Raw genomic sequence first — 23,770 nt, 5'->3', positions numbered from 1 at the left:
AGACTCACAAGCAAAAGCCTATTAAGTCAAACAAATTAGTGCAATTATTATCAAATATCATCTAGAAAATTAAGCTAATGCTAGACTACGAAATAATCCTCTACTGGAGTCAAGAAACAAGAGCATTTATAGCAGAAGTAACTGAATTACCAGTTGTATTGCTGATGGATAAACCTATCAGTCAGCACTGGAAAATGTAGAAATAATTATGCAAGAATGGATAGAAACTGCTCAAGAATTAGGGCGAGAAATTCCTACACAAAAAAATCGGTTAATATTGACATAGATAAAACAGGCGATCGCTACCTTTTTTTATTACAACTTTTTGTGCTATCCTAAAATAGATATTGCCTAGAAAAAAAAATCAAATCAAGGAGTGAAAATCATGGAAAACCCTATAGAAAAAATGGCAAAAGCAGCTAATAGAATAGATGTTCGTACTGCCGTGTCTGCTGCCCGGAATTACTTAATCTCAATGAAAGATTTATTAGGAGGAATGCAAGATATTAGACTAGAAGAAGTTGAATTATCTGAAAACGAACAATTTTGGTTAATTACACTCGGATATAACCGCAGAAAAGACCTTGCTTTACCTGATGAAGTTGATTATAGCGACTTATCTCCCGAATTTATTGGCATAGAACGAGATTATAAAATTTTTACAGTGAATGCTCAGACAGGTGCAGTTGAATCTATGAAAATCCGCGAGTTATGATAATTGAGACTAAACTGTTAAAAAAATATCAAAGCAAAGGTATTTTAGTTGATACAAATATTTTGCTTTTATGGTTTGTTGGTAGAGTTAATCAAAAGCGCATTTCTCGATTTAATCGCACTAAAAAATTTCTACCAGAACATTATCAATTATTAGATAGACTATTAAAGTTTGCCAAAATTGTGACCACCCCTAATATTCTGACAGAAGTGAATAGTTTAATTAATCAAATGGGCGAACCAGACCGCTCAAAATGCCTCAGTATTTTAGCTAAAGAAGTTACTAAACTAGATGAATGTTATCTAAAAAGTAGCACTGTAAGTCAAGAGGAAAAATTTACTAAATTTGGTTTAACTGACAGTGGAATTATCAGTTTAGTGCAAGGAAAATATTTAGTATTAACTGACGATTTTCCCTTAGAGACTGTTTGTAAAATAAGTCTTAACAGAGCAAATAATGACTAAAATCTAAAAGCGGTAGTACTTCAAGAGATTGAAATTTCCTAGATACCAGAGGTTTAAAGGTACATATATTCCCAGATTTTTAACTTACAAATAGTTGTCTTGATTTCTTCCTCCCTCCATACCTATTCCCTATTCCCTGTTCCCTGTTCCCTGTTCCCTATATCCTTTTTATATTTCCTTTACAAACAGTCTCTTAGCAAATTATTTACAAAGCATTGGAGTTGATACAGTTAATTTCAACTATTTAATTGATTATCAATGGTAGTTAAAAAAAACTCAAATATTCAGTCAAAAGTGTCAAAATACGGTCAATATTGACATAGATAAAATAGGCGATCGCCCTCCTGATGACAAGAGCGATACGGCTGACGCCACGCTCCGCGAACGCCACCATAACCAAACTAAAAATACTTGCTATTTCATACCAACGAACGGACTTGACTACCAGGAGCGGGGGCACCTCGTAATAATCCCTCAGTGCTAATATCTTCGTCTATTTCTTCCCAATGAATACCATAACCACCACCACATATTTCCCATGCTTGTAGTTGTTCGGGAGTTGCTTTTAATAGACGAGGATACCAAACTAAAGGAACAGTAATAGTACGTCCATCTATCAGTTCAACACTGAAAGTATCCTCTTGTATTTGTACATTTTTAACTCGCTCATCAGCTTGAGGTGTTGAAATACTCATTCCATTTCTCCAAAAAATTTTGTTGATTAAATTCGACAATTGATTGAATTTTTCTTAACTATTTAGGACTGAACCCAATATTCTTAGCTAGAGATACAGAAGATAACCAGAATTTGGCAGAAAGATTATCTCTATCAACATGAATATGTGGTGGTTCGTTTGGTTCGTGACTATAGAAGTAAAAGCGATATGCTTCAAATCTGAGAACAGTTGGCATTTTTTACCACTAAAATATACTTTATTAATAGCATATTATTGTCAAGCTTTGCAATTCAGGTAGAAATAATTATGCAAAAATGGATAGAAACTGCTCAAGAATTAGGACGAGAAATTCCTACGCCAAAAATTCGGTCAATATTGACATAGATCAGGTAGGCGATCAAACTCCGTTCCGCTTCGCGATCGACTCCCTCATAAAACGAACTTATTTGACTAGCATTGAACTAGGCGAGCCACTTTTCCCATTAAAAATATAACTGTTCGCTCCGCCAAAATGCCCTAACTAATTTAATTTCATCGTAACTATAATGCTCTTGTAAATACTCATAAATAGGCGTCAACCTTTCATCTCCTATTTCTTCTATCGCTGCAATAATTTTTTCTTGATGTTCTGGTTTTACCAACCTATCAATATCTACTGGTTGTTCCTTTTCTATCAACTCAGATAAATGACTAACAACAGTGCTAGTTTTCATCCCTCTTTCATTAGCAATAGCATCAATACTTAATCCTTTTTTATACAACTCCAAAGTTTCTATTTGCGTAAGAGAAGGAACATTATCCACAACCTTTGCTAACTCTCGAATAGGTTCTGACTTAGTAGGTAAACCATACTCCGCACAATAATTTCTAATCACCTCAATAAACTGCTTGCCATACTTATCTAGCTTCCTACTACCTACCCCAGAAATATTCACAAATTCATCCAAAGTTTGCGGGCGTTGCTGTGCCATATTTTGTAATGTTTTATCTGGAAAGACTACATAAGGCGGTACCATTTGTTCATCAGCAATTCTTTTCCGTAATGCTCGTAATTCTTCAAATAATCTCTGCTCATCTGCTGCTAAAGAAGTAGTAGTTTTCTCAATCTTATGTTTCTTTTCTATAGCAATTTCTACCTTAATTTTTCTACCCATTACCTCCCAACTATTTTGATTAAGTTTCAATACCGAATAACCATCTGTTGTTTCCTCCATTAAACCTTGATGTAAAAGAGACCTTGCTAAATTTTTCCATTCCTCAATACTCCTATCTTTACCAATGCTATAAGTAGAAATTTTGTCATGTTTTCTCTCCAAAACTTTCTGATTTTTAGAACCTCTTAAAACCTCAATAATATAAGTCATACCAAACCTTTCTTTAGTTCTCGCCACACAAGACAAAAACTTCATGGCTTCAATAGTCCAATCTTCCATTGGTTTGGGATATTTACAATTATCACAATTTCCACAATTTCCCGGAAAATCTTCCCCAAAATAGCTTAACAAAATCCGGTGACGACAATCAGTAGCTTCCGAATAATTAATAATTCTTCTTAATTGTTGTTCGGCAATTCTTTTTTCTTGCTCATCATCTTTTTTATCGATTAAATATTCAATACTTTTCTTATCGCCATAACTAAAAAATAGAATACATTGAGCAGCTTCTCCATCTCGACCAGACCTACCAGTTTCCTGATAATAACCCTCTATATTTTTAGGCAGATCGTAGTGAATCACAAACCGCACATCTGGTTTATTAATTCCCATGCCAAAAGCTACAGTTGCCACAATTACATCAACATCATCTCGAATAAATTTAGTTTGATTCATAGTTCTTTCCTCATCATTCATCCCAGCATGATAAGGCAAAGCAGATACATTATTTTGCCGTAATTTATAAGCAATTTCATCAACTCGTTTGCGACTATTACAATAGACTATTCCTGACCCACCAATTGTTCTAATTATTTGTAATGTTTCCGCAAAAGTATTTTTAGCATTGCTTTTTTGACGCACTTCATAATATAAATTGGAACGGAAAAAACTAGCTATATGAATATAAGGATTTTGTAAATTTAATTGAGTAATAATATCTTCTCGAACTCGTTTTGTAGCTGTGGCAGTTAAAGCCATCATTGGTACATCTGGATAACTTTCTCGAAGCAGTTGCAATTGTCGATATTCTGGGCGAAAATCGTGACCCCATTCGGAAACACAATGAGCTTCATCTATGGCAAAAGTAGATATACCTTGTTGGGAATTAATTAATTCTAAAAATGGGAAAAATTTCTCTGATAATAATCTCTCTGGCGCCACATATAAAAGTTTGATTTTCCCATCCATAATATCTGTTTCTCGTTTTCGGGTTTCAGTGAAGCCTAAAGTGCTATTTAAAAATGTGGCAGCAATACCATTATCTTGTAAAGATTCTACTTGGTCTTGCATCAAAGAAATGAGAGGAGATACTACTATTGTTAAACCTGATTTTAGTAATGCTGGTAGTTGGAAACATAAAGATTTTCCACCACCAGTAGGCATGACAATTAAGAGGTCTTTTTGTTGAAGTGCTGTTTGAATAATTTCTTTTTGACCAGGGCGGAATGAGTCATAACCAAAGTAATTTTTGAGATTTTGTTCTAATGATAATTGATTTAATTTTGATTGTTTTTGTACTGACATAGCTATAATTAATTTAATAATTTATTCTATTGTAGGTTGGGTTAAGCGCCAGCGCAACCCAACAAATCAGTTATCAGTTATCAGTTATCAGTTATCAGTCAAAGTTTTGAGGCGATAAAATCTTACTTTTGACTTTTAACTTCCGTGGAATGGTATAATGCTTGCTAAAGATATTTTTCATCAGCTAGTTAAAACTGCCCTTGAAAATGAAGGATGGACAATTAGTCACGACCCCTATCGTATCGATCTAGGGTTTGTTGATTTTTATATTGATTTAGGTGCAGAAAAGTTAATTGCTGCAACAAAAGATGGTGAAAAAATCGCTGTTGAAATCAAAACTTTTCTGGCAGCTTCAACAATTTATGAGTTTCACATTGCAGTTGGACAATTTATTAACTATCGTATTGCTTTGGAGGAACAAGAATCAGAAAGACGATTGTATTTGGCAGTTCCTTTAGATATTTATAAACGATTTTTCAAGTATCCATTTATTCAAACTGTAATTAGTCGGAACCAAATCCCTTTAATTATTTATGATGTAGAAAATGAGGTAATTAATCAATGGATAAATTAGATTTGTATCGTCAATTAATTCAGGAATTACTAACTGCAAGAGCTAAGTTACGTTCTGCCAACGATCCAATCAAAAGTCAAACAGTTTTTGACCGCGAAGGAGACCATTATCAACTTATTAATTTAGGGTGGAAAGATAACAATACCCGAATTTATGGTTGTGTTATTCATGTCGATATTATTGATGGCAAAATTTGGGTCCAACATGATGGAACTGAAGAGGCGATCGCGACATCATATATCGGCAACAGAAAAGGAGGAACTTTCTCAAGTAATATTATGTTCGCTTAAATAGTTATTATAATTAAAGTTCGTAGTATAGCTCTCAGCTCTATCTAAAGTTCGGGCTGAGAGCTATACTACAAACAAAAATTTTATTATAAGTGATTATTCGTAATTCATAGCTCCCTCACAGAGAGCACATGATAATAAGTGAAGCTCTGCCGATCGGTTTAATGCTCAAGGGATTTGCGATCGCGTTTGCGTAGCATTTCGTAGGAAAGCTAAACATAGTTTTATCGCTAGCTTTCCTGAATAACAGAATTTACGGAATGGTACGAATAGCACTGATAACATCTGAAAATTTAGCAAGCCAGATATTATATAACATTATATATAGCAGTACTGCCTCATTCCAGAAAAACCTGAACTTTCCTGAATAAAACTGAACTTTCCTGAATAAAACTGAACTTTCCTGAATAAAACTGAACTTTTCTGAAAAAAATCTCCTGAACTTTTGTGTATTGTCTTTTCCAAAAATTCAGTTAATAATACATAGACATGAAAGGAAAGAGAACAACCTCTTCCTACACAAACAAATTCAACACAAAGGAAAATAGAACAATGACAATATCATGGAATGTCCAGGAAAGATCCCAATATGGTGATGAAAACGCCAACGAGATGCAAGGACAGACAAGCAGTGAGACATTTTTTTACCTTAGCTCTGGAAATTTGTTTACACATACATCTACGTGGCATCACGAAGATATCATATGGGGTAACGGAGATGCCGACACATTAGTCGGACGTGCTGAGGACGATACTCTTTATGGGGGAACTGGTAACGATTTACTCTATGGTGGAGATGAAAGCACATCTCCAGATAGTGATGATGGATATACTTTCAGGACTGGACAGTTCACTACCGTGAGCAGAGATGCTGGAAAAGATTTGCTTGCAGGAGGAAATGGTCACGATACCCTCTACGGTGGAGCTGGAAGTGATAGTCTCTATGGTGAAAATGGTATGGATCTGATGTATGGTGGAGATGGTACGGATCTGATGAATGGTGGAAATAGCGATGATATTATGTTAGGCCAGGATGGTAATGATACTCTCTATGGACAAGATGGTGCAGATTTACTCTACAGTGGTGAACTCGGTAATGGGGCTAGTGATGTCCTAGTGGGTGGTAACAATGCAGATACCTTTTTCCTTGGTGAAGCTGCTGATACTACTGGCGGCGGTCTTAACGTAGACTGGGCGAACCTCGGTTTGAGTATGGCAGGGGATGTCACTGACTTAGCATTCACAGCTTTTGCTCCCCAATTTAAGATTGCTAAAGAAATTGTTCCCATGATCTTTGATGGTATCAAGGGAATACTGAATGGTCAGACATCGACACTGGATCGACCAAATAGTAATGCTTCTGCTACTATTGCTGACTTCAACTTCCGAGAAGACGTCGTCATTATCCCTGTCAACCAAGATGTATATATCTCAGATGATACCAATGGAGACAATACTCTTTCTTTCAAATATAACAGCTCAGACAGCACTCAGATTTTTGCCGATCTTGAGCTTGAGGATGCGGGGACTGTTTTTGGTGATGGTTCCACTACATATGACAATAACGCTGAAGATGCTATACAACGTTCCCTGATAGACAGCGCGATCTACATTGATTCGAATGGTGCAACTCTAGGTTCCGAAGGTGGCACTGCCTTGAATATCGACTCTAGCGATTTAGAAAACCTGGGAAGTAATAAATTTCTGGTTGTGGGTGCCTATTCGGGATGGAATCTACAGGGTGGCAACGCTCCTGACTACTTGTATGGAACTAACCATGATGATGTTATTGCTGGATACCAATTGGATAATTTAGGAGGAACATCATTTGCACCTGAAATCGCTGAAAATGATGAATTGAGGGGGTTTAATGGTAATGATATCTTCTATGGTGGTGCTGGAAACAACTATATATATGGAGGCAATGACTCAGATACTTCCTCATATATCCATTCTACAAATGCTATTAGCGTTGACTTATCAAGCACTACTAATGATTCTAATGGTACTTATGCTAGTGCGAGTAATGGGTTTGGTGGCACAGACAAATTGTACAATATTGAGAATATTGTTGGTAGCGATAATGCTGACAATATTGAAGGAGACAATAATGATAACATCTTATCAACTGGAAGAGGTAACTATTCGGTAGATGAAAACGGTAATGATGTTCAGCTCAACACTCCGTTAGAAACAATGGGTAGCGATACTCTAACAGGAAATGGTGGTGACGATACCTTTGTTCTCTCTGGTGGAAATCACACTATTACAGACTACACCGTAGATTTCGTCAATAATGAAGTCGATAAAATTCAGGTTGATATCAAGGAGTATTTTGAACCTTCTGGTAATCAAGAAATCAGCCTTGACTACACTCTCTCTGGTGGCGATCTGACTCTTGAGTTCTCCGGCGAGCAAGTTGCTACTTTGAACAATATCTCTAGTTCTGATGTAGTAACTATCCTCAAAAATATTGACTTAATTGGTAAAGAGGACTTTACTGGCGCAAACCGTGTCGTTGATGTTCTCATCGGCACTGAGAGTGATGATAGTCTCAAAGCATTCGGATATGACGATTATGTTTCTGGTGGTGCAGGTAATGATACTCTGACAGGAAATGGTGGCGAAGATGTGATGTTCGGAGGAGAAGGAACCGATCGACTTGAAGGCATGAACCAGGATGACATATTAATTGGTGGTTATGGAAACGATACCTTTGTCTTCAACAAAAGCACTTCTACTGCTGGAATTGACAGAATTCTCGACTTTAGTGATGATGAAGGAGATGTGATTGAGATCGATAAAAGTGTGTATGGTATCAGTAGCGTCAATGATGTGAGTTTTGATTTCTCAACAAATGAATTATCGGTTGATGGCTCTGTGATTGCAGTTCTAGAAAATCAGTCTAACTTTAATGTTTTCTCTAGTCTTTCTCTAGTGTAGGTAAGAAAACTACACATTAGCTTTGTCCAGGAATTAAGAATTCCTAGAGATATCTAATACAAATCCTTAATTAATGTAGGGACGTTGCATGCAACATCCCTACTCGCTTATTCTACCGCTCAAGAAGCCGTGGCAAAATAACCATACCCGAATTTATGCTTGTGCTATTCATGTCAATATTATTAACGCTAAAATCTGGGTAAAACATGACGGTACAGAAGAAGCGATCGCGACATCATATATTGGCAACAGAAAAGGAGGAACTTCCTCAAGTAAGTGAAGCTCTGGCGATCAGTTTAATGCTCAAGGAATTTGCGATCGCGTTTGCGTAGCATTCCCTAGGAAAACGAAACAGATTTCTATCGCTACCATTCCTGAATCACAGAATTTATGTAATGGGATTAATTGTAGTGATAACATCTGAAAATTTACTAAACTAGACATTATATAGCAGTATTATCTTAATTCCCAAGAAATCTGAATTTTCCTGAACTTTCCTGAATTTTCCTGAACTTTTCTGAATTTTCCTGAACTTTTTTAGCGAATATCTAAGCCAAAATACTGAGAAATTGTCCAATTTTAGTCCAATATTCAAATTATGCCCCTAAATATTCAGTTTTATTCAGTTTTATTCAGGTGGAAATTTCCTGAATTTTCCTGAACTTTTCTGTATTGTCTTTTCCAAAAATTCAGTTAATAATAGTTTTGACAAAGGAAAAAGAACAACCTCTTCCTACAGAAACAAATTCAACACAAAGGAAAACAGAACAATGACAATATCATGGAATGTCCAGGAAAAAATCCAAACTGGTAATGACAACGCCAACGATATCCAAGGAAAGACAAGCAGTAAGAAATTTTTTTACTTTAGCCAGGGAAATATGTTTACACATAGAGCTAGGTGGCATCACGAAGATATCATCTGGGGTAACGGAGGTGCAGACACATTAATAGGACGTTATGAGGACGATACTCTTTATGGAGGACCTGATAACGATATACTCTATGGTGGAGATGAAAGCACAGCTCCAGATAGTGATGATGGATATTCTTTCAAGACTGGACAGTTCACTAGCGTGAACAGAGATGCTGGAAAAGACATGCTTGTGGGAGGATCTGGTGACGATACCCTCTACGGTGGAGCCGGACGTGATACCCTCCATGGTGGAACTGGTTTCGACCTGATGTATGGTGGAGACGGTGCCGACCTGATGAATGGCAACGAAGGTAAGGATACTATGTTAGGACAGGATGGTAATGATACTATCAATGGAGGAGATGGTGCAGATTTACTCTACAGTGGTGAGCTTGGTAATGGAGCAACTGATGTCCTAGACGGTGGTGCAAATGCAGATACCTTTTTCCTTGGTGAAGCTGCTGATACTGCAAGCGGCGGCATTAGCGTAGACTGGGCAAACCTCGGTTTGAGTATGGCAGGGGATGTCACTGACTTAGCATTCACAGCTTTTGCTCCCCAATTTAAGATTGCTAAAGAAATTGTTCCCATGATCTTTGATGGTATCAAGGGAATACTGAATGGTCAGACATCGACACTGGATCGACCAAATAGTAATGCTTCTGCTACTATTGCTGACTTCAACTTCCGAGAAGACGTCGTCATTATCCCTGTCAACCAAGATGTATATATCTCAGATGATACCAATGGAGACAATGCTCTTTCTTTCAAATATAACAACTCAAGCAGCACTCAGATTTTTGCCGATCTTGAGTTTGAGCATGCGGGGACTGTTTTTGGTGATAGTTCCACTACATATGACAATAACGCTGAAGATGCTATACAACGTTCCCTGATCAACAGCGCGATCTACATTGATTCAAATGGTGCAACTCTGGGTTCCGAAGGTGGCACTGCCTTGAATATCGATAGTTCAGATTTAGAAAACCTGGGAAGTAATAAATTTATGATTTTGGGTGCCTATTCGGGATGGAATCTAGAGGGTGGCAACAATGCTGACTACTTGTATGGAACTAACCACGATGATGTTATTGCTGGATACCAATTGGATGATTTAGGAGGAACATCAAGTTCACCAGGGACTGCTGGTAATGATGAATTCAGGGGATTTGGTGGTAATGATATATTCTATGGTGGTGCAGGCAACAACTATATAGATGGAGGCGATGACTCAGATACGGCATCATATTTTGATTCTACAGGTGCTATTAATGTTGATTTGTCAACCGTTACTAATGGTTATGCTAGTGCGAGTAATGGGTTTGGTGGCACGGACAAATTGTACAATATTGAGAATATTGTTGGTAGCGATAATGCTGACAATATTGAAGGAGACAATAGTGATAACGTCTTGTCAACTGGAATAGGCAACTATTCGGTAGATGAAGACGGTAATGATATTCAGCTCAATACTCCATTAGTAACAATGGGTAGCGATACTCTGACAGGAAATGGTGGTAACGATACCTTTATTCTGTCTGGTGGAAATCACACCATTACAGACTACACCGTAGACTTCGTCAATGATGAAATCGATAAAATTCAGATTGATATTAAAGAGTATTATGAATCTTCTGGTGGTCAAGTAGGCTTTAATTACACTCTCTCTGGTAGCGATCTGACTCTTTCTGTCTCCGGCCAGCAAGTTGCGACACTGGAGAATATCTCTAGTTCTGATATACCAACTGTCCTCAAAAATATTGACTTAATTGGTAAACTGGACACTTCTGGCACAGCAAGTACCAAAGATGTTCTCATCGGCAATGAGAATAATAACAGCCTTTCGGCTAGTGGCCAGCATGACTATCTTTCTGGTGGTGAAGGTAATGATACTCTCAACGCTGGATGGGGTCATGATTTCGTGGTCGGAGGAGACGGTAGCGATCGTCTGCGTGGCTATGATGGCAATGACATTTTGATTGGTGGTTATGGAAACGATACTTTCATTTTCGCTAACGACTCAGCCAGAAATCCCCGTGTTGACAGAATTCTCGACTTTAGTGATGCTGAAGGAGATATTATTCAGATCGATAAAAGTGACTATGGTATCAGTAGCGTCAATGATGTGAGTTTTGATTCCTCAACAAATCAATTATCAGTTGATGGCACTTTGATTGCAGTTCTCGAAAATCAGTTTGGCTTTAATATTTACTCTAGTCTTTCTCTAGTGTAGGTAAGAAAATTACATCTCTAGGAATTCTTATAGCAGTTTTCATTAATATAGAGTACAGAGATTTGGGTTTAAAGGAAGAAGGAAGAAGGAAGAAGTAAGAAGTTTTGTAGTCTACCTTTGTGAAAACCGCTATAATTCCTGGAGATATCTAATAGACATCTCCGGAAAAGAGGGAACAGGGAACAGGAAGAAAGAATAGATAATTTCTGGATGAGAATTGATTTGATTTTTAATTTTCGGAGATATCTAATACAAATCCTTCATTAATGTAGGGACGTTGCATACAATGTCCCTACTCGCTTATTCCACCGTTCAAGAAACCGTGGAAAAAAACCATACCCGAATTTATGGTTGTGCTATTCATGTCAATATTTTTGATGGCAAAATCTGGGTAAAACATGACGGTACAGAAGAAGCGATCGCTGACCAAAATGAAATTTACTGTTGTTGTTGACTTACTGCTTCCGACTGAGCAACCGCTTCGACAAATTCTGGATTTTGTTTTAAGTCTTCTGGAACTTCTCTTGCTTGATGTAAACCGATAGTTTCCCGTAGGTTGGGTTGAGCTGGCGAAACCCAACATTTACAAGCTTGTTGTTGGGTTTCTTTAACGTCTTGTTACGAAAATTGTTCATGGTGTGAATTCCCTAATATCAAATCCGGTAGCATCGGTGTTATTCAGTATTAAAGATCCGAGTCTATATTGTAGGGGCGAATGGCCATTCGCCCTTACGCATTGTATAACGATCGACGGAATTATATTACTCCGAAGCCCAGGGATTTGATATAAAACCAGATTTTCGCGCAACCCAACAGATACATCTTGGTGTTGGGTTTCGTGACCTCAACCCAACCTACAAAATATTAGTAGTGCCGTGACACACCTAAAATGTTGCAATAGTAGGGGCGGGTTCCGCGTTAACTTAACGAGGCTCAACCTGAAATCATATAAACCCGCCCCACCCACCGCTAATGCACAGTTTTAGCTGTGTCAGTCTAGTAGTGGCGCGTCAAGCTTAAAATGGTGGAATAGATTTTTGAGTAAAAGCTTTGAAAAATCAGCATCATACCATTTTCGTAAAGTAAAATTTCAGGCTTGACACGGCAGTAGGGTGTGTTATATCAAATCCGGTAGCATCGGTGTTATTCAGTATTAAAGATCCGAGTCTATATTGTAGGGGCGAATGGCCATTCGCCCCTACGCATTGTATAACCCTCGACGGAATTATATTACTCCGAAGCCAACGGATTTGATATTAGCGAAGCGTAACGCACCGTTTATAGTTAATCTCAAAAAAGTAGTAGATATACACATATTCAATGGTGCGTTACGACTGATTTTTAAATGTTTTTCACCGTCTAAATTTAAGCCATCTAATGCACCCTACTCACTAAGATGAGACTTTAGCGTAACGCACCGTTTATAATCTGCTGATTGTTAATCTCAAAAAAGTAGTAGATCTACACATATTCAATAGTGCGTTACGACGGATTTTTAAATGCTTTTCACAGTCTAAATTTAAGCCGTCTAATGCACCCTACTGGCTAAGATGAGACTTTAGCGTAACGCAACAGATACATCTTGGTGTTGGGTTTCGTGACCTCAACCCAACCTACAAAATGCTGAGAAAGAATGACTGATAACTGATAAATGATAACTGAAATGACCCTATCTCAACAAAATTTACTATTGTTGTTGACTTGCTGCTTCCGACTGAGCAACCGCTTCGGCAAATTCTGGATTTTGTTGTAGGTCTTCTGGAACTTCTCTTGCTTCATGTAAACCGATAGTATTTGACCAGATGGTTTGATTATTCCATTTGATATTGCTGAGGTTGGCACCACTGAGGTTGGCACCACTGAAGTCTGCACCACTAAGGTTAGCATCACTGAGGTTGACACCAATGAGTTGGGCAAAAGTCAGGTCAGCATTTCTGAGGTTGACACCACTGAGATTGGCATCTCTGAGGTCAGCATCTCTGAGGTTGATACTAATGAGGTCAGCATTTCTGAGGTTGACACCAATGAGGTTGAGACCCATGAGATTGGCTTCATTGAGGCAGGCACTACTGAAGTCAGCATCTCTGAGGTTGGTAAGACCAAAGTGGAAAGTACTGGGGGTGAGGTTATTGAGGTAGCCATCATTAAGGTAAGTACCACTGAGGTTTGCACTATTGAGGTCGGCACTACTGAGGTCAGCACTTCTGAGAAACCCACCTACTTTTCCCACAAAACCAGTAACCTCAATACATTCACTATAAGCAATAATCCGCATTAGACGAACGTCATCAAAATATTCACTATCAGGTTTACCACAAGGATAAAAATGCAACTGCTCCTGCAACCCCTCCTGAGACTGCCCATAACGATGCAGCTCAAACAACAAAATCATCACATTCAACCCCGTATAAATATCCACCCGACGTTGCCCAGACTCAATACGCCACTGCCACAACTGCCTCGCCTTTTTCTGAGGTAAAACTTCCTCCCTCTCCTCAATAAACTTCCCATCACACCAGTCTAGATAAAACCCATGCAACCGCTCAAACAAAACCTCCAACTCAACCTCACTTTTCACCAACAACGCCATCAAATATTCCACAACTTCCGCCGTCAAATTCCGATAACCAAACAGATCGTAAACCTGCCATTCCAACTCCTTATCAGACACTACATAACTCTTACCTCGCTTCCCAGTCTCGGTCAAATCTTCCAGACTTTCTGCCATCCGTTTTGCACAGAGAAACTCACCGAAACTCTTATGAAAAAACTCCACCGAATTTTCTGCCCCTGCTGCGGACTTCAAATAAAAAGCAGCCAAAGCATTTTTCAACCCATCCTCTTGTTTATCTTGCCTCGCTTTTTCAATCAACGCCTGCAACTCCTTATATCCCTGTTTCACCAGTCGGTCTTCAATCATTTTTATAGCAGCATATTCGCCACCAGACTGCACCACACATAACCCCGCTTCTGCCAACAAAATTTCTAAATCTTCTGGCTCCAACTTCGTAATTTCAGGATTAAGATTTTGACCATCTTCTACTCGCTGTTTTTCCAGCACCCACTCTAACGCTTGCTCGTAAATCAAAACTTTTGCCCCACCAACATCAGCAGTAGCAAACATCTCTCCCTGTAACTGCTCATCCCGGTGCATTGCAGCGAGCAAATACAACAACAGAGGTTCCCGCGCCAACTCCTTAACCTGCTTCGGACATTGTTGGCTGTGCAAAAATTCTCGAAACTTTTCTGTTTCCTCTTCCCCCACTAACGTTTGCCATTTCTCAAACCACTGTTGCTGAATATCATCACCCATCGGCAAAATACTCACCCGCTCCAAATTAGGAGGCATCAACCTTTCAATGCCATAAAGCGCCAAAGGTCTACCCGTAATCAAAACTCTATGACCACGCTCCTTATTTTCTGCTGCTTGTTTCTGAAACTGCGCCACTTGGTCTAAAAATACTTTCAACTCATTACTCGCACCACGCTCCAACAACAATTCATCAAACCCATCCAGCAAAAACAGAAATCGAGTATTGCGGTCTGTCAACCAACCAGTATCAGTCTTGACAAAATCCCTACCCACAGCATTAGCTAGAGTCTCATCAATATTTGCTGCAAAATTTCTCACATCCCGCAACCGAATCAAAATAGGCGTATAAATAGGATGTAATTCCCGGCGCACCGAGTCAGCAAACATTCGGCAAAAAACACTTTTTCCTCTTCCCGGCCCTGCCTGAATAAATAACACCTGTTTGTCTTTATTTTCATCCAACAAAATTGTTTTTGCCCACTCCTCAATATTCTGAGATTCAGCATCTTTATCCACCTCCCCATCAGACTTAACAGCTTTAACTTCTAGTGGTACATAAATTTGCCGAAAAGAGAAATTTTCATCAAATACTTTTTCCTGTGGTTTAGTAGCGATCGCCTCCTCCAAATATTTATCAATACTGCCATAAACTTCCAAATCTTGCTGCCAACCATCTCCATAAATTCCAGCTAATTGTTTAGCATCATCTTTCACCTTTACCACCGCTTCTTTCATATAACGGTGGGTAGTGCGAGAAATTCTTTTAGTGACAATTTTTGCAGTATTTTCATCCAAACCAGACTCTTGTAGACGTGCCAATAGAATCTCATCAAATTTTTCTCTCAACGGTGAATGATAAAAACAAATCAAAGTATCCTTAGCATTTCGGTCATTAAAATCAATATCTTCATCCAACTTATTAATCTGTTTTTGTACCGCTTCCGATGCTTCAGTTTCTGTCAACCTCTCCGATATTTCTGGATATTCTATAAAAAAAATTCTAAAACTTTCTAAATAAGCAACCTGAGCTACCAACTGCACCGCATCTTCTAACGTTGGTTCCTGCCGAGTTTTTTCAACAATATAAGAAATAATTCCAGTTGCAATAGGCAAAAAAGGTAAACTCTCTTTCACAACTTTTCCCAGGGGAGAATTTAACACATCTAAAACAGAATCAAAATTTTCAACAAGAGGTTTTAATACCCGAGCATCCTTATTTTCTTGTACTGCTTTTGCTATTTCAAAAAGTGCCTTAGTAGCCTCAACTCCACCTGTAACATTTCCCGGTAAATTTAACTCTATGTCTGTATTGAGAAATCGCCAAATATTCCGCCAAAATCTTCTAGCCATAATTACTCCAAATATTAATATTAATTAGACTAATTCTAGCACTTGATATTTCATCGTAGGGGTTTGGTAACCAAACCTATTTTTTCACAAATAAATTAGGAACTCAGAAGTTAGTTATCTTGTATTTGTCTTGTAGGTTGGGTTTTCTATCGCACCAGATACATAAATTATTTCTCCCTACTGCCTACTCTCTCTTTTCTAAAGAGAGAAAAGAGATTATTCGATCGATAAATTAAATCCAGGTAAAACATCTTCTCCAGATAAAGAGACAGGTAAAGTTAATATTTCCACAGCTTTTTGAGGACGATAAATTTCTATAGTACCATCTTGAGGATTAATTAACCATCCTAATCTCAAACCACAATCTAAATACTCTTTCATTTTTTCTTGTAGAGGTTTTAATCTATCGCTAGGAGAGCGTAATTCAATTACAAAATCAGGACAAATAGGTGGAAATTTTTTCCTTTCATCGGGAGTTAGAGCTTCCCATTTTTCTCGTTTTACCCATGAGACATCAGGAGAGCGACTACCACCATTAGGTAAATTAAATATTGTTGACGAGCTAAATACAAATCCTAACTGAGTTTTTCGATTCCAAATAATAACATCAGCAATTAAATTAGCCTCTTGATTACCACTTTCTCCACCTACAGGCGACATAATAATCAATTCTCCATTACGACTAAGTTCTAATGATGCCTCTGGATTAATTTGACAGAGTTGATAAAAATCTTCTTTTGTTAATGTAATTAAAGGTTTTAAATCTAGAACAGTTCTCATAGTCAATTATCATCAATTTTATTCTATTATAGCAAGACAAATATAAGTAGTGCTTCTGATACTATTTCTCTGTAATAACCAGACTTCAAATACCAGCATTTTTAAATTCTTTATAACACTTTTCCACAAAACTTAAATAATGCTTTTTAAATACTGTTTGAGAAAAATTATAGGCGTGCTTTCTGATAATTTCTGGCTGAAAATATACCTGAGAATTTTCAAATTTTTCCACCGCCTCAACCAAAGCTTTTTCTGTTTGTTCGGGAAACAATAAACCTGTTGCCAAATCTGGATATTTTCTCATATCTAAAACTGTTTCAGTTGCTCCACCAACCCCATAAGCAATAACTGGCGTTCCGCAAGCTTGTGCCTCTACCAAAGCCATGCCAAAATCTTCACAAGCAGCATAAATAAAACCTTTTGCTTCTGACATATATTGGGCAACTACCTCTTCAGGTTGCCAACCCATAATTTTCACATTAGGTTTAGCAAGACGACGTAATTTCTTTAATTCTCCGCCACTACCAATAACTATTAAATTTCGTCCTAACTGATTAAAAGCTCTGACAATTAAAGATATTTTTTTGTAGCTCACTAATCTACAAACCGTCAGATAAAAATCTTCTTTATGAGATTGAAAAGGAAACTTTTCCACATCTACTGGCGGATAAATAACCTCAGCTTTACGTCGATAACAACGCCAAATTCTGCGGGCGGTATGTTGAGAATTGGCAATAAAATAGTCTACTCGGTTAGCAGAAATTACATCCCATTCCCGCAGTCTATGTAAAAGATATCGAGTGAAAATTCCAGGGATACCTTTACCTACTTTGCTACTATTTAGATAATCAAAAGTTAAATCCCAAGCATAACGCATGGGAGTATGACAATAACAAATATGCAGTTGATAAGGTGTAGTTAGAATACCTTTAGCAACTGCATGGGAAGAAGAGAGAATTACATCATATTCTCGCAAGTCAAATTGTTCAATTGCTATGGGTAATAGAGGTAAATATTTTTGTACTCCATTACGAGCAAAAGGCAAATTTTGTAAAAATGTTTTGCCTATTTTGCATTGATAAAGATAACTTTCTGGATTGCTTGACTCAAAATCAATTAAAGCATATAAATCTGCATTAATATAGTTGAGAATTTCCTTAACAACCAGTTCCGAACCCCCAGTTGCTTTAGGCGTTAACCATTCATGAACAAGAGCATATTTTACTTCCACAATAGACTTCTAAGTATTTAAGGATTGAACAACTGTTTATCTTTTGACACTCCCCGCGCTAAAGCGACGATTCTTGGTTCATCGACTCGCCTTCACTTGACAGGTCAAAACCAATCAAGCCAGAGGGCAAATCTCCCATAAGCGTATTAGTTTCCCTGTGCCCCAGGGTACTTAGTGCTTTCTTTAGTATATTTTTGGCTGCATTAATATCCCTGTCTTCTACATATCCACAATTATGACAAACATGGGTTCTAGTTGATAGAGATTTCTGCACTTTTTGACCGCAGTTAGAACAATTTTGAGAAGTATTTTGCGGTGGTACAGCAATAGTTGATTTGCCATACTTTCTCCCACAATACTCTAACCACTCTCTAAAAGTTGACCAACCAATATCACTAATAGATTTGCTTAAATGCCGATTTTTTATCATGCCTTTAACGTTTAAATCTTCATAGGCTACCACATGGTTAGAATGGATAACGGAATGTGCTACTCTACGGCAATATTCTTTTCGCTGCCTACTTACTTTTAAATGTTTTTTGGCAGATCGACATCTAGCTTTATGGTAGTTTCTAGACTGAGGTTTTGCACCCTTTTTATATTTCTTGGATTTTTGCCGATTAGCTCTATTTAACTGTTTCTCAGATTTACGATAAAATTTTGGGTTTTCTACAGTCTGGCCATTGCTATCCGCTAAGAAATATTTAATTCCTAAGTCTAAACCTATTGCTTTTCCTGTTGGTTCAGTATCTATTTTAATATCAACTTTGATCGCAAATTGGCAATAATAACCATCGGCTCGTCTGACTAGCCTTACTCGTTTTGTCTGGTCTATTTGGTAGTATTTTTGGTCATAAGTTCCCTTCAACTTAAGCTTACCAATACCTTTTTTGTCACTGAACGTAATAGCTTTTCTGTTTTCAGATAATTTCCACCCAGAAGTTTTATATTCTACAGAACGACAATGTTTTTTGAATTTAGGATAACCTTTTTTACCCTTGACTTTATTTTTGCAATTATCGTAAAATTTAGATATAGCAGACCAAGCTCTTTCAGCAGCCGATTGTCGAGCCATTGAATTGAGTTCATTAGCAAATTTAAACTCTTGAGCTAATACTTTACAATATTTATTTAGGTCATATTTACTTATACCTTGATTATCCATCCAGTATCTTACACACTCCCATCTGGATAAATTGAGATGTTTTAATTGCCTCATCTATTGCTTCATATTGCTCTGGTTTAGCTTTGACTTTGAACTCAAAAATTATCATCTTGGATCGACCTACTTTTGTATCAATTATGTTATAATTATAACATAATTGATGTGAAAGATGTAAAGTAAAAATTCGATATTTGTACAGGCGACTACAGTCGCTCGTTTGTTTTTCATCCATGCGCTAAAGCGACATGGTTTTCAAACTCTCGACATTAAATGATAAGAATTAGGCAATAGGAAGTAGGGAAGATGAGGAGCAGGATAGGGAACAAGAAAAAAATATCTAGCCTTTTAACTTTACCACATTACAGAAGTTTTCATATTGGTAGAGCACAGTAGAGGCGTTAACGTAGTTGTGCGCTAGCTAATGGCCATTTACCTCTACAGGTTTTTGGTTGTAACGATCTAGTTAATCAATCTGAGAAGCGCTATAATCTGGAATTTACTCTACAATTTTTTTGGTTATTTTCTTCTTCCTTCTTCCCTCTTCCTTCTTCCTTCTTACGAAGAAGCTAATTTATCTGCCCAACGAGTTGTTTCTGGTAACCGATATTGAGGAGTACATTTCAAGACATAATTAATAGCAGTTTTTAAACTAATTTTATGACCAGTTGAAACATAAATTGGTTTAACTCCAGTACGACTTCTGACAACTGCACCAATAATTTCTTCTTCATCTATTAATGGTTGCCAATTACCTTTTTCTAAACCAACAGAATCATGTTTCCCAATATAGTGAGATTTAGCTACACCAATACTAGGAATATTAACTAAAACTCCTAAATGACAAGCCACACCAAATCGACGGGGATGAATTAATCCTTGACCGTCACAAAGTAGGATATCTGGAATAATATTTAACTTTTCTAAAGCATCTAAAATAGCAGGTATTTCTCTAAAAGATAATAAACCAGGAATATAAGGAAAAGAAGTAGGACGTTGAGCGATCGCTTGTTCTTTCAATTCTAATTCTGGAAAATTTAAAACTGCTACTGCTGCTTGAGTCATCCCATCATCATTACTATAACCAACATCAACTCCAGCCACATATTTAATAGTTCCAAATTGGTCTTCAGCTATTACTTGATGACGGAGTTTTTCTTGCATATTTATTGCCGTTTCTATATCAGTTGGAAAATAAAAATTTTGGTCTATTTTCATAATACCAAATCCGGTTTACATAGGAGGTTTATTGTAAGGGTAAGGTAGAAGGCAGAAGGGTTAGAAGCAATTGGACGAATTTGCTTTTCATCACCGGATTTTGTATAAGATATAAAGCTTCATAATTCAGCTAATTATAGTGTTTCTTAAGTTACTAAAGTACAGTTGTTTTTCTTCTTGGCGTTGCTGAATCAAGGTATGAAAATAAAAATTGAACAATCTCAAATATTTGTTATTCAATAGTTTAGCAATTACCAAAAAATACAAATCATACTCAAAATCAGCAACGCCTTCTTCTTTTCTATTTCCACCGAATTCAAATTACCGAAAATTAAGGTATAAAGCCTCTCCATTCATGCAGAAAAAGCGATCGTTTACGTTTCGCTGCGCGACATGAAAAGCCCAGCTCCTCTGCAAGAAGAAGCTCCTCTGTTTCGCTGCGCGACATGAAAAGCCCAGCTCCTCCGGAGGAGGCAAGAGGCAGCATTCCGTAGGATGGGATGGCGAGGTCTCCTCGCCATCCCTCTACCGCTTTTTCCCCTATCCAAGGAGAGGCTTTAAACCTGAATTATTTAATTATTAATTCTTGAATTACCTATTTGTAATAATTAATTATTAATTATTAATTGTTGAATACTGCCTCGTTTAAGATTGACTATCTCGTCTTCCTAATTCATAAACACCGCAAATTACACAAGTAATCATACCAATACTAATTGACCAACTTTTATCTAAACCAAATTCTACCCCCCAATTGCATAAACTTCCTACTATTAAAAAAGGCACAATACTAAAGATAGAAGCATAAAAAGCATTTTGAGATTCTCTAGCTTTGCGCGTTCTTTCAAATTCTTCCTCGGATGTATACAAAGCTCTTTCCGCAAAATTAAACCAACGGTTAAGCTGTAATGTCACCCACTCACTCAGAGGGGAAAAACCCCAATATAAAGCCAAAGACCACAAAGATGAACCTGCGATCGCTGTTGCATCTATGGCCAATCTAAAGGGAAAAATTTCTTCAAGTATCATTTTTTAAAATCTAAATTATATTATTCAACAAAATTTTAAATCCTTGAATTATAGCAAATTTCAGAAAAGTATAGAATTTACCAAAAATTCTACCTGATAAAAAAAAGGTTGTTATAGCCGATCTATGTAGATATTCATGTAGGTATTAACAGTACTTTACTTATTCTTCAAGCTCATTTAAAAAATCAGCCTTTTCACATTGAAGTAATTAAAGACTATGGTCAACTACCTCTAGTTCATTGTTATGCTAGTGCATTAAATCAAGTGATAATGAATATTATCAATAATGCAATTGATGCACTAGAAACAAAATTTTATCAAAACAAATTTGCAGAAGAAAAGCCAACAATCTGTATCAGAACAGAAAAATTAGAAAATGATTGGATTGGGATTTATATTTCTGATAATGGTTTGGGTATCAAAGAGTATAATTGCTCTAAAATCTTCGACCCCTTTTTTACTACTAAACCAGTTGGTCAAGGTATAGGTTTAGGGTTATCAATTAGTTATCAAATTATTGTTGAACATCATAAAGGAAAAATCAAGTGTATTTCCTCTCCTGAAAAAGGATCTGATTTAATTTGAGTAGAACACAGTAGGGAGATTCCATAGAGCCTCTCTAAAAGCGTTGTGGTTTTGACTGTGGGTTCATCTACCTGAAAAGCACTATAAATACTGAACAACTTATATAGGACTTACGCAGATACCATGTATGTAGTGTTAAAAACTATAGTGCTACAGTTTTTGCACTCTATATATAGTGCCCCTGCGTAAGTCCTGTTATAGATTTCTTGTGTTTTTTATTTTTTATTTTTATTTTATTATTGATCCACTCTACGATACAACTCTCCAGCTTTGAGAAAATCAACAAAAATCACACAAAACTGTACTTAAATTCGTCTCAAAAAGTTACTTCTTACTGTACAATACACCGGGTATTAAATGATTTTGTCATCTTGACCAAAAAACAAGGTCTCAACTCTCCTCTTTTAAGGAGATGAAAAAAATCAACTTCAGTATTTCAAGTCTCCTAATTCAGTAGGAGGTACTGATAACTAATAACTGATAACTGATAACTGATAACTGATAACTGAAATGACTCCTATCCACCTGTCTTTATTTTGCTAATTACCACCTAATAATATAATTATCAATCGACAATTCATCAATCATCACAATTTTGAGAACTAACAATCATATTTACTGATCACAAAACCACTAAATTTCCGTTCCATATTTCCAGAATATTCAGGTGTATCAAATTATCCATTGCCATCAATGATTTAAAACTAAAAAAATATGCTAAATCCTAGAAAAAATCCCCTATATACATTATCTACAGCCTTCAAACAAACTTTACGTCACCCCCAAAAAAAATTATTACTACTAGGATTTATCGCACTTGGTATAGCAACTTTAGGAATAAAACAAGAATTAGTCAAAGCACAAGAAGCCAAAATTACCAACCAACAAATGGCCTACGTCAACAACTGGCAAAACGCTTCCTTCCCTGTAGAAAACTTTCAAGGATACACATCACCCTTTGGCCCTCGTGGTGGAGGGTTTCATTATGGATTAGACTTAGCAGCTCCCCTAGGAAGTTATATCCGAAGTTGGTGGACTGGCAAAGTTGTCGAAGTTTGGGAAGACGGTCGGTGTGGTACTGGCATTGTAATTCAGTCAGGTTATTGGGAACACGTCTATTGTCACGTTCAAGGAAGTGTAGAAACTCGTAACGGACGTCGTTATTTAGTAGACCGTGGTGGTGGAATTATGCTACTTCAAGGTCAAGTTTTGCCTGCTGGGAGTCGAATAGCGAGAGTGGGAATGACTGGTAGAACCAGTGGTCCCCATCTTCATTGGGGTTTAAAATATGGGGGACGCTGGGTAGACCCTGGTTTAATTTTACGAGAAATGTACGCTCAACAAACCAGGCAGTTATCACGGTTAGAAGGTAGATAATTCCAACACTTGGTGCTTAAAATTCTCAAAATTTCTCTAACCCTCAGAGATTTTTCCCAAACCACCAAAATTTTGAGACTTATCTAAGACGTTATAGTTTTTCACTCCCAAATAGAAATAGCCAAAACTTCTCAACTTGATTATTTCTCTAACCCTCAGAGATTTTTCTCCAACCTACCGAAATTTTCAGACTTTGAGAGACTTTTTCCCTCTTAGACTGAAACTAAGACGTTAT

Annotated in this window: 19 protein-coding genes and 2 pseudogenes; 12 read left to right on the top strand and 9 right to left on the bottom strand. The window is 37.1% G+C overall.

Annotated elements, in window-relative coordinates:
• Positions 1-77: 77 nt before the first annotated feature.
• The 3 genes from ACP6PM_RS10245 (at position 78) to ACP6PM_RS10235 (ending at position 1,179) form a co-directional block, all read left to right on the top strand.
• Positions 78-200 (top strand): hypothetical protein, encoded by a 123-nt coding sequence (locus ACP6PM_RS10245; protein WP_426584259.1) that lies wholly within the window; start codon positions 78-80, stop codon positions 198-200.
• A 185-nt stretch (positions 201-385) separates the two neighbouring features.
• The gene (locus ACP6PM_RS10240; protein ID WP_426584257.1) at positions 386-715 is read left to right on the top strand and encodes a hypothetical protein; all 330 of its coding nucleotides are present in this window, start codon (positions 386-388) and stop codon (positions 713-715) included.
• The gene (locus ACP6PM_RS10235; protein ID WP_426584255.1) at positions 712-1,179 is read left to right on the top strand and encodes a PIN domain-containing protein; all 468 of its coding nucleotides are present in this window, start codon (positions 712-714) and stop codon (positions 1,177-1,179) included. The genes ACP6PM_RS10240 and ACP6PM_RS10235 overlap by 4 nt, the downstream gene beginning before the upstream one ends.
• Before the next feature lie 419 nt (positions 1,180-1,598).
• On the opposite strand, the gene ACP6PM_RS10230 is transcribed toward ACP6PM_RS10235, so the two are convergent.
• From ACP6PM_RS10230 to recQ, 3 genes are all read right to left on the bottom strand, one after another.
• Positions 1,599-1,874, bottom strand: a complete 276-nt coding sequence (locus ACP6PM_RS10230; RefSeq protein ID WP_426584253.1) for a DUF2442 domain-containing protein — start codon at positions 1,872-1,874, stop codon at positions 1,599-1,601.
• A 58-nt stretch (positions 1,875-1,932) separates the two neighbouring features.
• On the bottom strand, positions 1,933-2,091 hold the full coding sequence (locus tag ACP6PM_RS10225; RefSeq protein ID WP_426584251.1) for a DUF4160 domain-containing protein: 159 nt from the start codon (positions 2,089-2,091) through the stop codon (positions 1,933-1,935).
• 247 nt (positions 2,092-2,338) lie between these two features.
• The gene (recQ, locus tag ACP6PM_RS10220; protein WP_426584249.1) at positions 2,339-4,534 is read right to left on the bottom strand and encodes a DNA helicase RecQ; all 2,196 of its coding nucleotides are present in this window, start codon (positions 4,532-4,534) and stop codon (positions 2,339-2,341) included.
• 157 nt (positions 4,535-4,691) lie between these two features.
• On the opposite strand from recQ, the gene ACP6PM_RS10215 reads away from it, so the two are divergent.
• From ACP6PM_RS10215 to ACP6PM_RS10185, 7 genes and pseudogenes are all read left to right on the top strand, one after another.
• Positions 4,692-5,108: an element excision factor XisH family protein gene (locus ACP6PM_RS10215; RefSeq protein WP_426584247.1), complete on the top strand. Its 417-nt coding sequence runs from the start codon at positions 4,692-4,694 to the stop codon at positions 5,106-5,108.
• Entirely contained in the window at positions 5,096-5,398 is a 303-nt protein-coding gene (locus tag ACP6PM_RS10210; protein WP_426584245.1) for a XisI protein, read from the top strand. Before ACP6PM_RS10215 ends, ACP6PM_RS10210 begins: the two co-directional genes overlap by 13 nt.
• Before the next feature lie 552 nt (positions 5,399-5,950).
• Positions 5,951-8,341 carry a calcium-binding protein gene (locus tag ACP6PM_RS10205; protein ID WP_426584243.1) on the top strand — a complete coding sequence of 797 codons (2,391 nt, stop codon included), beginning with the start codon at positions 5,951-5,953 and terminating at the stop codon, positions 8,339-8,341.
• A gap of 88 nt (positions 8,342-8,429) precedes the next feature.
• Positions 8,430-8,525 (top strand): annotated as a pseudogene (locus ACP6PM_RS10200) (hypothetical protein); the annotation flags it as partial.
• A 22-nt stretch (positions 8,526-8,547) separates the two neighbouring features.
• Positions 8,548-8,673 carry a hypothetical protein gene (locus ACP6PM_RS10195; protein ID WP_426584286.1) on the top strand — a complete coding sequence of 42 codons (126 nt, stop codon included), beginning with the start codon at positions 8,548-8,550 and terminating at the stop codon, positions 8,671-8,673.
• 438 nt (positions 8,674-9,111) lie between these two features.
• Positions 9,112-11,490: a calcium-binding protein gene (locus tag ACP6PM_RS10190; protein ID WP_426584241.1), complete on the top strand. Its 2,379-nt coding sequence runs from the start codon at positions 9,112-9,114 to the stop codon at positions 11,488-11,490.
• Between the two features lie 286 nt (positions 11,491-11,776).
• On the top strand, positions 11,777-11,944 hold the full coding sequence (locus ACP6PM_RS10185; RefSeq protein ID WP_426584239.1) for an element excision factor XisI family protein: 168 nt from the start codon (positions 11,777-11,779) through the stop codon (positions 11,942-11,944).
• A 1,233-nt stretch (positions 11,945-13,177) separates the two neighbouring features.
• Here the strand turns inward: ACP6PM_RS10185 and ACP6PM_RS10180 are convergent.
• The 6 genes and pseudogenes from ACP6PM_RS10180 to ACP6PM_RS10155 form a co-directional block, all read right to left on the bottom strand.
• Positions 13,178-16,153 carry an NACHT domain-containing protein gene (locus tag ACP6PM_RS10180; RefSeq protein WP_426584237.1) on the bottom strand — a complete coding sequence of 992 codons (2,976 nt, stop codon included), beginning with the start codon at positions 16,151-16,153 and terminating at the stop codon, positions 13,178-13,180.
• Positions 16,154-16,369: 216 nt separating this feature from the next.
• A complete protein-coding gene (locus ACP6PM_RS10175) occupies positions 16,370-16,933 on the bottom strand; it encodes a Uma2 family endonuclease (RefSeq protein WP_426584235.1) in 564 nt (187 codons plus the stop codon).
• Positions 16,934-17,018: 85 nt separating this feature from the next.
• A complete protein-coding gene (locus tag ACP6PM_RS10170; protein ID WP_426584233.1) occupies positions 17,019-18,164 on the bottom strand; it encodes a glycosyltransferase in 1,146 nt (381 codons plus the stop codon).
• 58 nt (positions 18,165-18,222) lie between these two features.
• Positions 18,223-19,438, bottom strand: a pseudogene (locus tag ACP6PM_RS10165) (RNA-guided endonuclease InsQ/TnpB family protein).
• Positions 19,439-19,884: 446 nt separating this feature from the next.
• Complete coding sequence (gene nfi, locus ACP6PM_RS10160) at positions 19,885-20,544, bottom strand: deoxyribonuclease V (protein ID WP_426584231.1); 660 nt, start codon at positions 20,542-20,544, stop codon at positions 19,885-19,887.
• Positions 20,545-21,189: 645 nt separating this feature from the next.
• Positions 21,190-21,570 (bottom strand): hypothetical protein, encoded by a 381-nt coding sequence (locus ACP6PM_RS10155; RefSeq protein WP_426584284.1) that lies wholly within the window; start codon positions 21,568-21,570, stop codon positions 21,190-21,192.
• Positions 21,571-21,693: 123 nt separating this feature from the next.
• On the opposite strand from ACP6PM_RS10155, the gene ACP6PM_RS10150 reads away from it, so the two are divergent.
• Together ACP6PM_RS10150 and ACP6PM_RS10145 are read left to right on the top strand one after the other, a co-directional pair.
• Positions 21,694-22,158, top strand: a complete 465-nt coding sequence (locus tag ACP6PM_RS10150) for a sensor histidine kinase (protein ID WP_426584282.1) — start codon at positions 21,694-21,696, stop codon at positions 22,156-22,158.
• Positions 22,159-22,872: 714 nt separating this feature from the next.
• The gene (locus tag ACP6PM_RS10145; RefSeq protein ID WP_426584229.1) at positions 22,873-23,535 is read left to right on the top strand and encodes a M23 family metallopeptidase; all 663 of its coding nucleotides are present in this window, start codon (positions 22,873-22,875) and stop codon (positions 23,533-23,535) included.
• Positions 23,536-23,770 lie beyond the last annotated feature (235 nt).

The organism is Dapis brunnea BLCC-M229, from assembly GCF_050015995.1.
Lineage (GTDB): Bacteria > Cyanobacteriota > Cyanobacteriia > Cyanobacteriales > Microcoleaceae > Trichodesmium.
The sequence above is the reverse complement of the archived record's forward strand: the minus strand, read 5'-3'. Positions and strand labels throughout refer to the sequence as shown.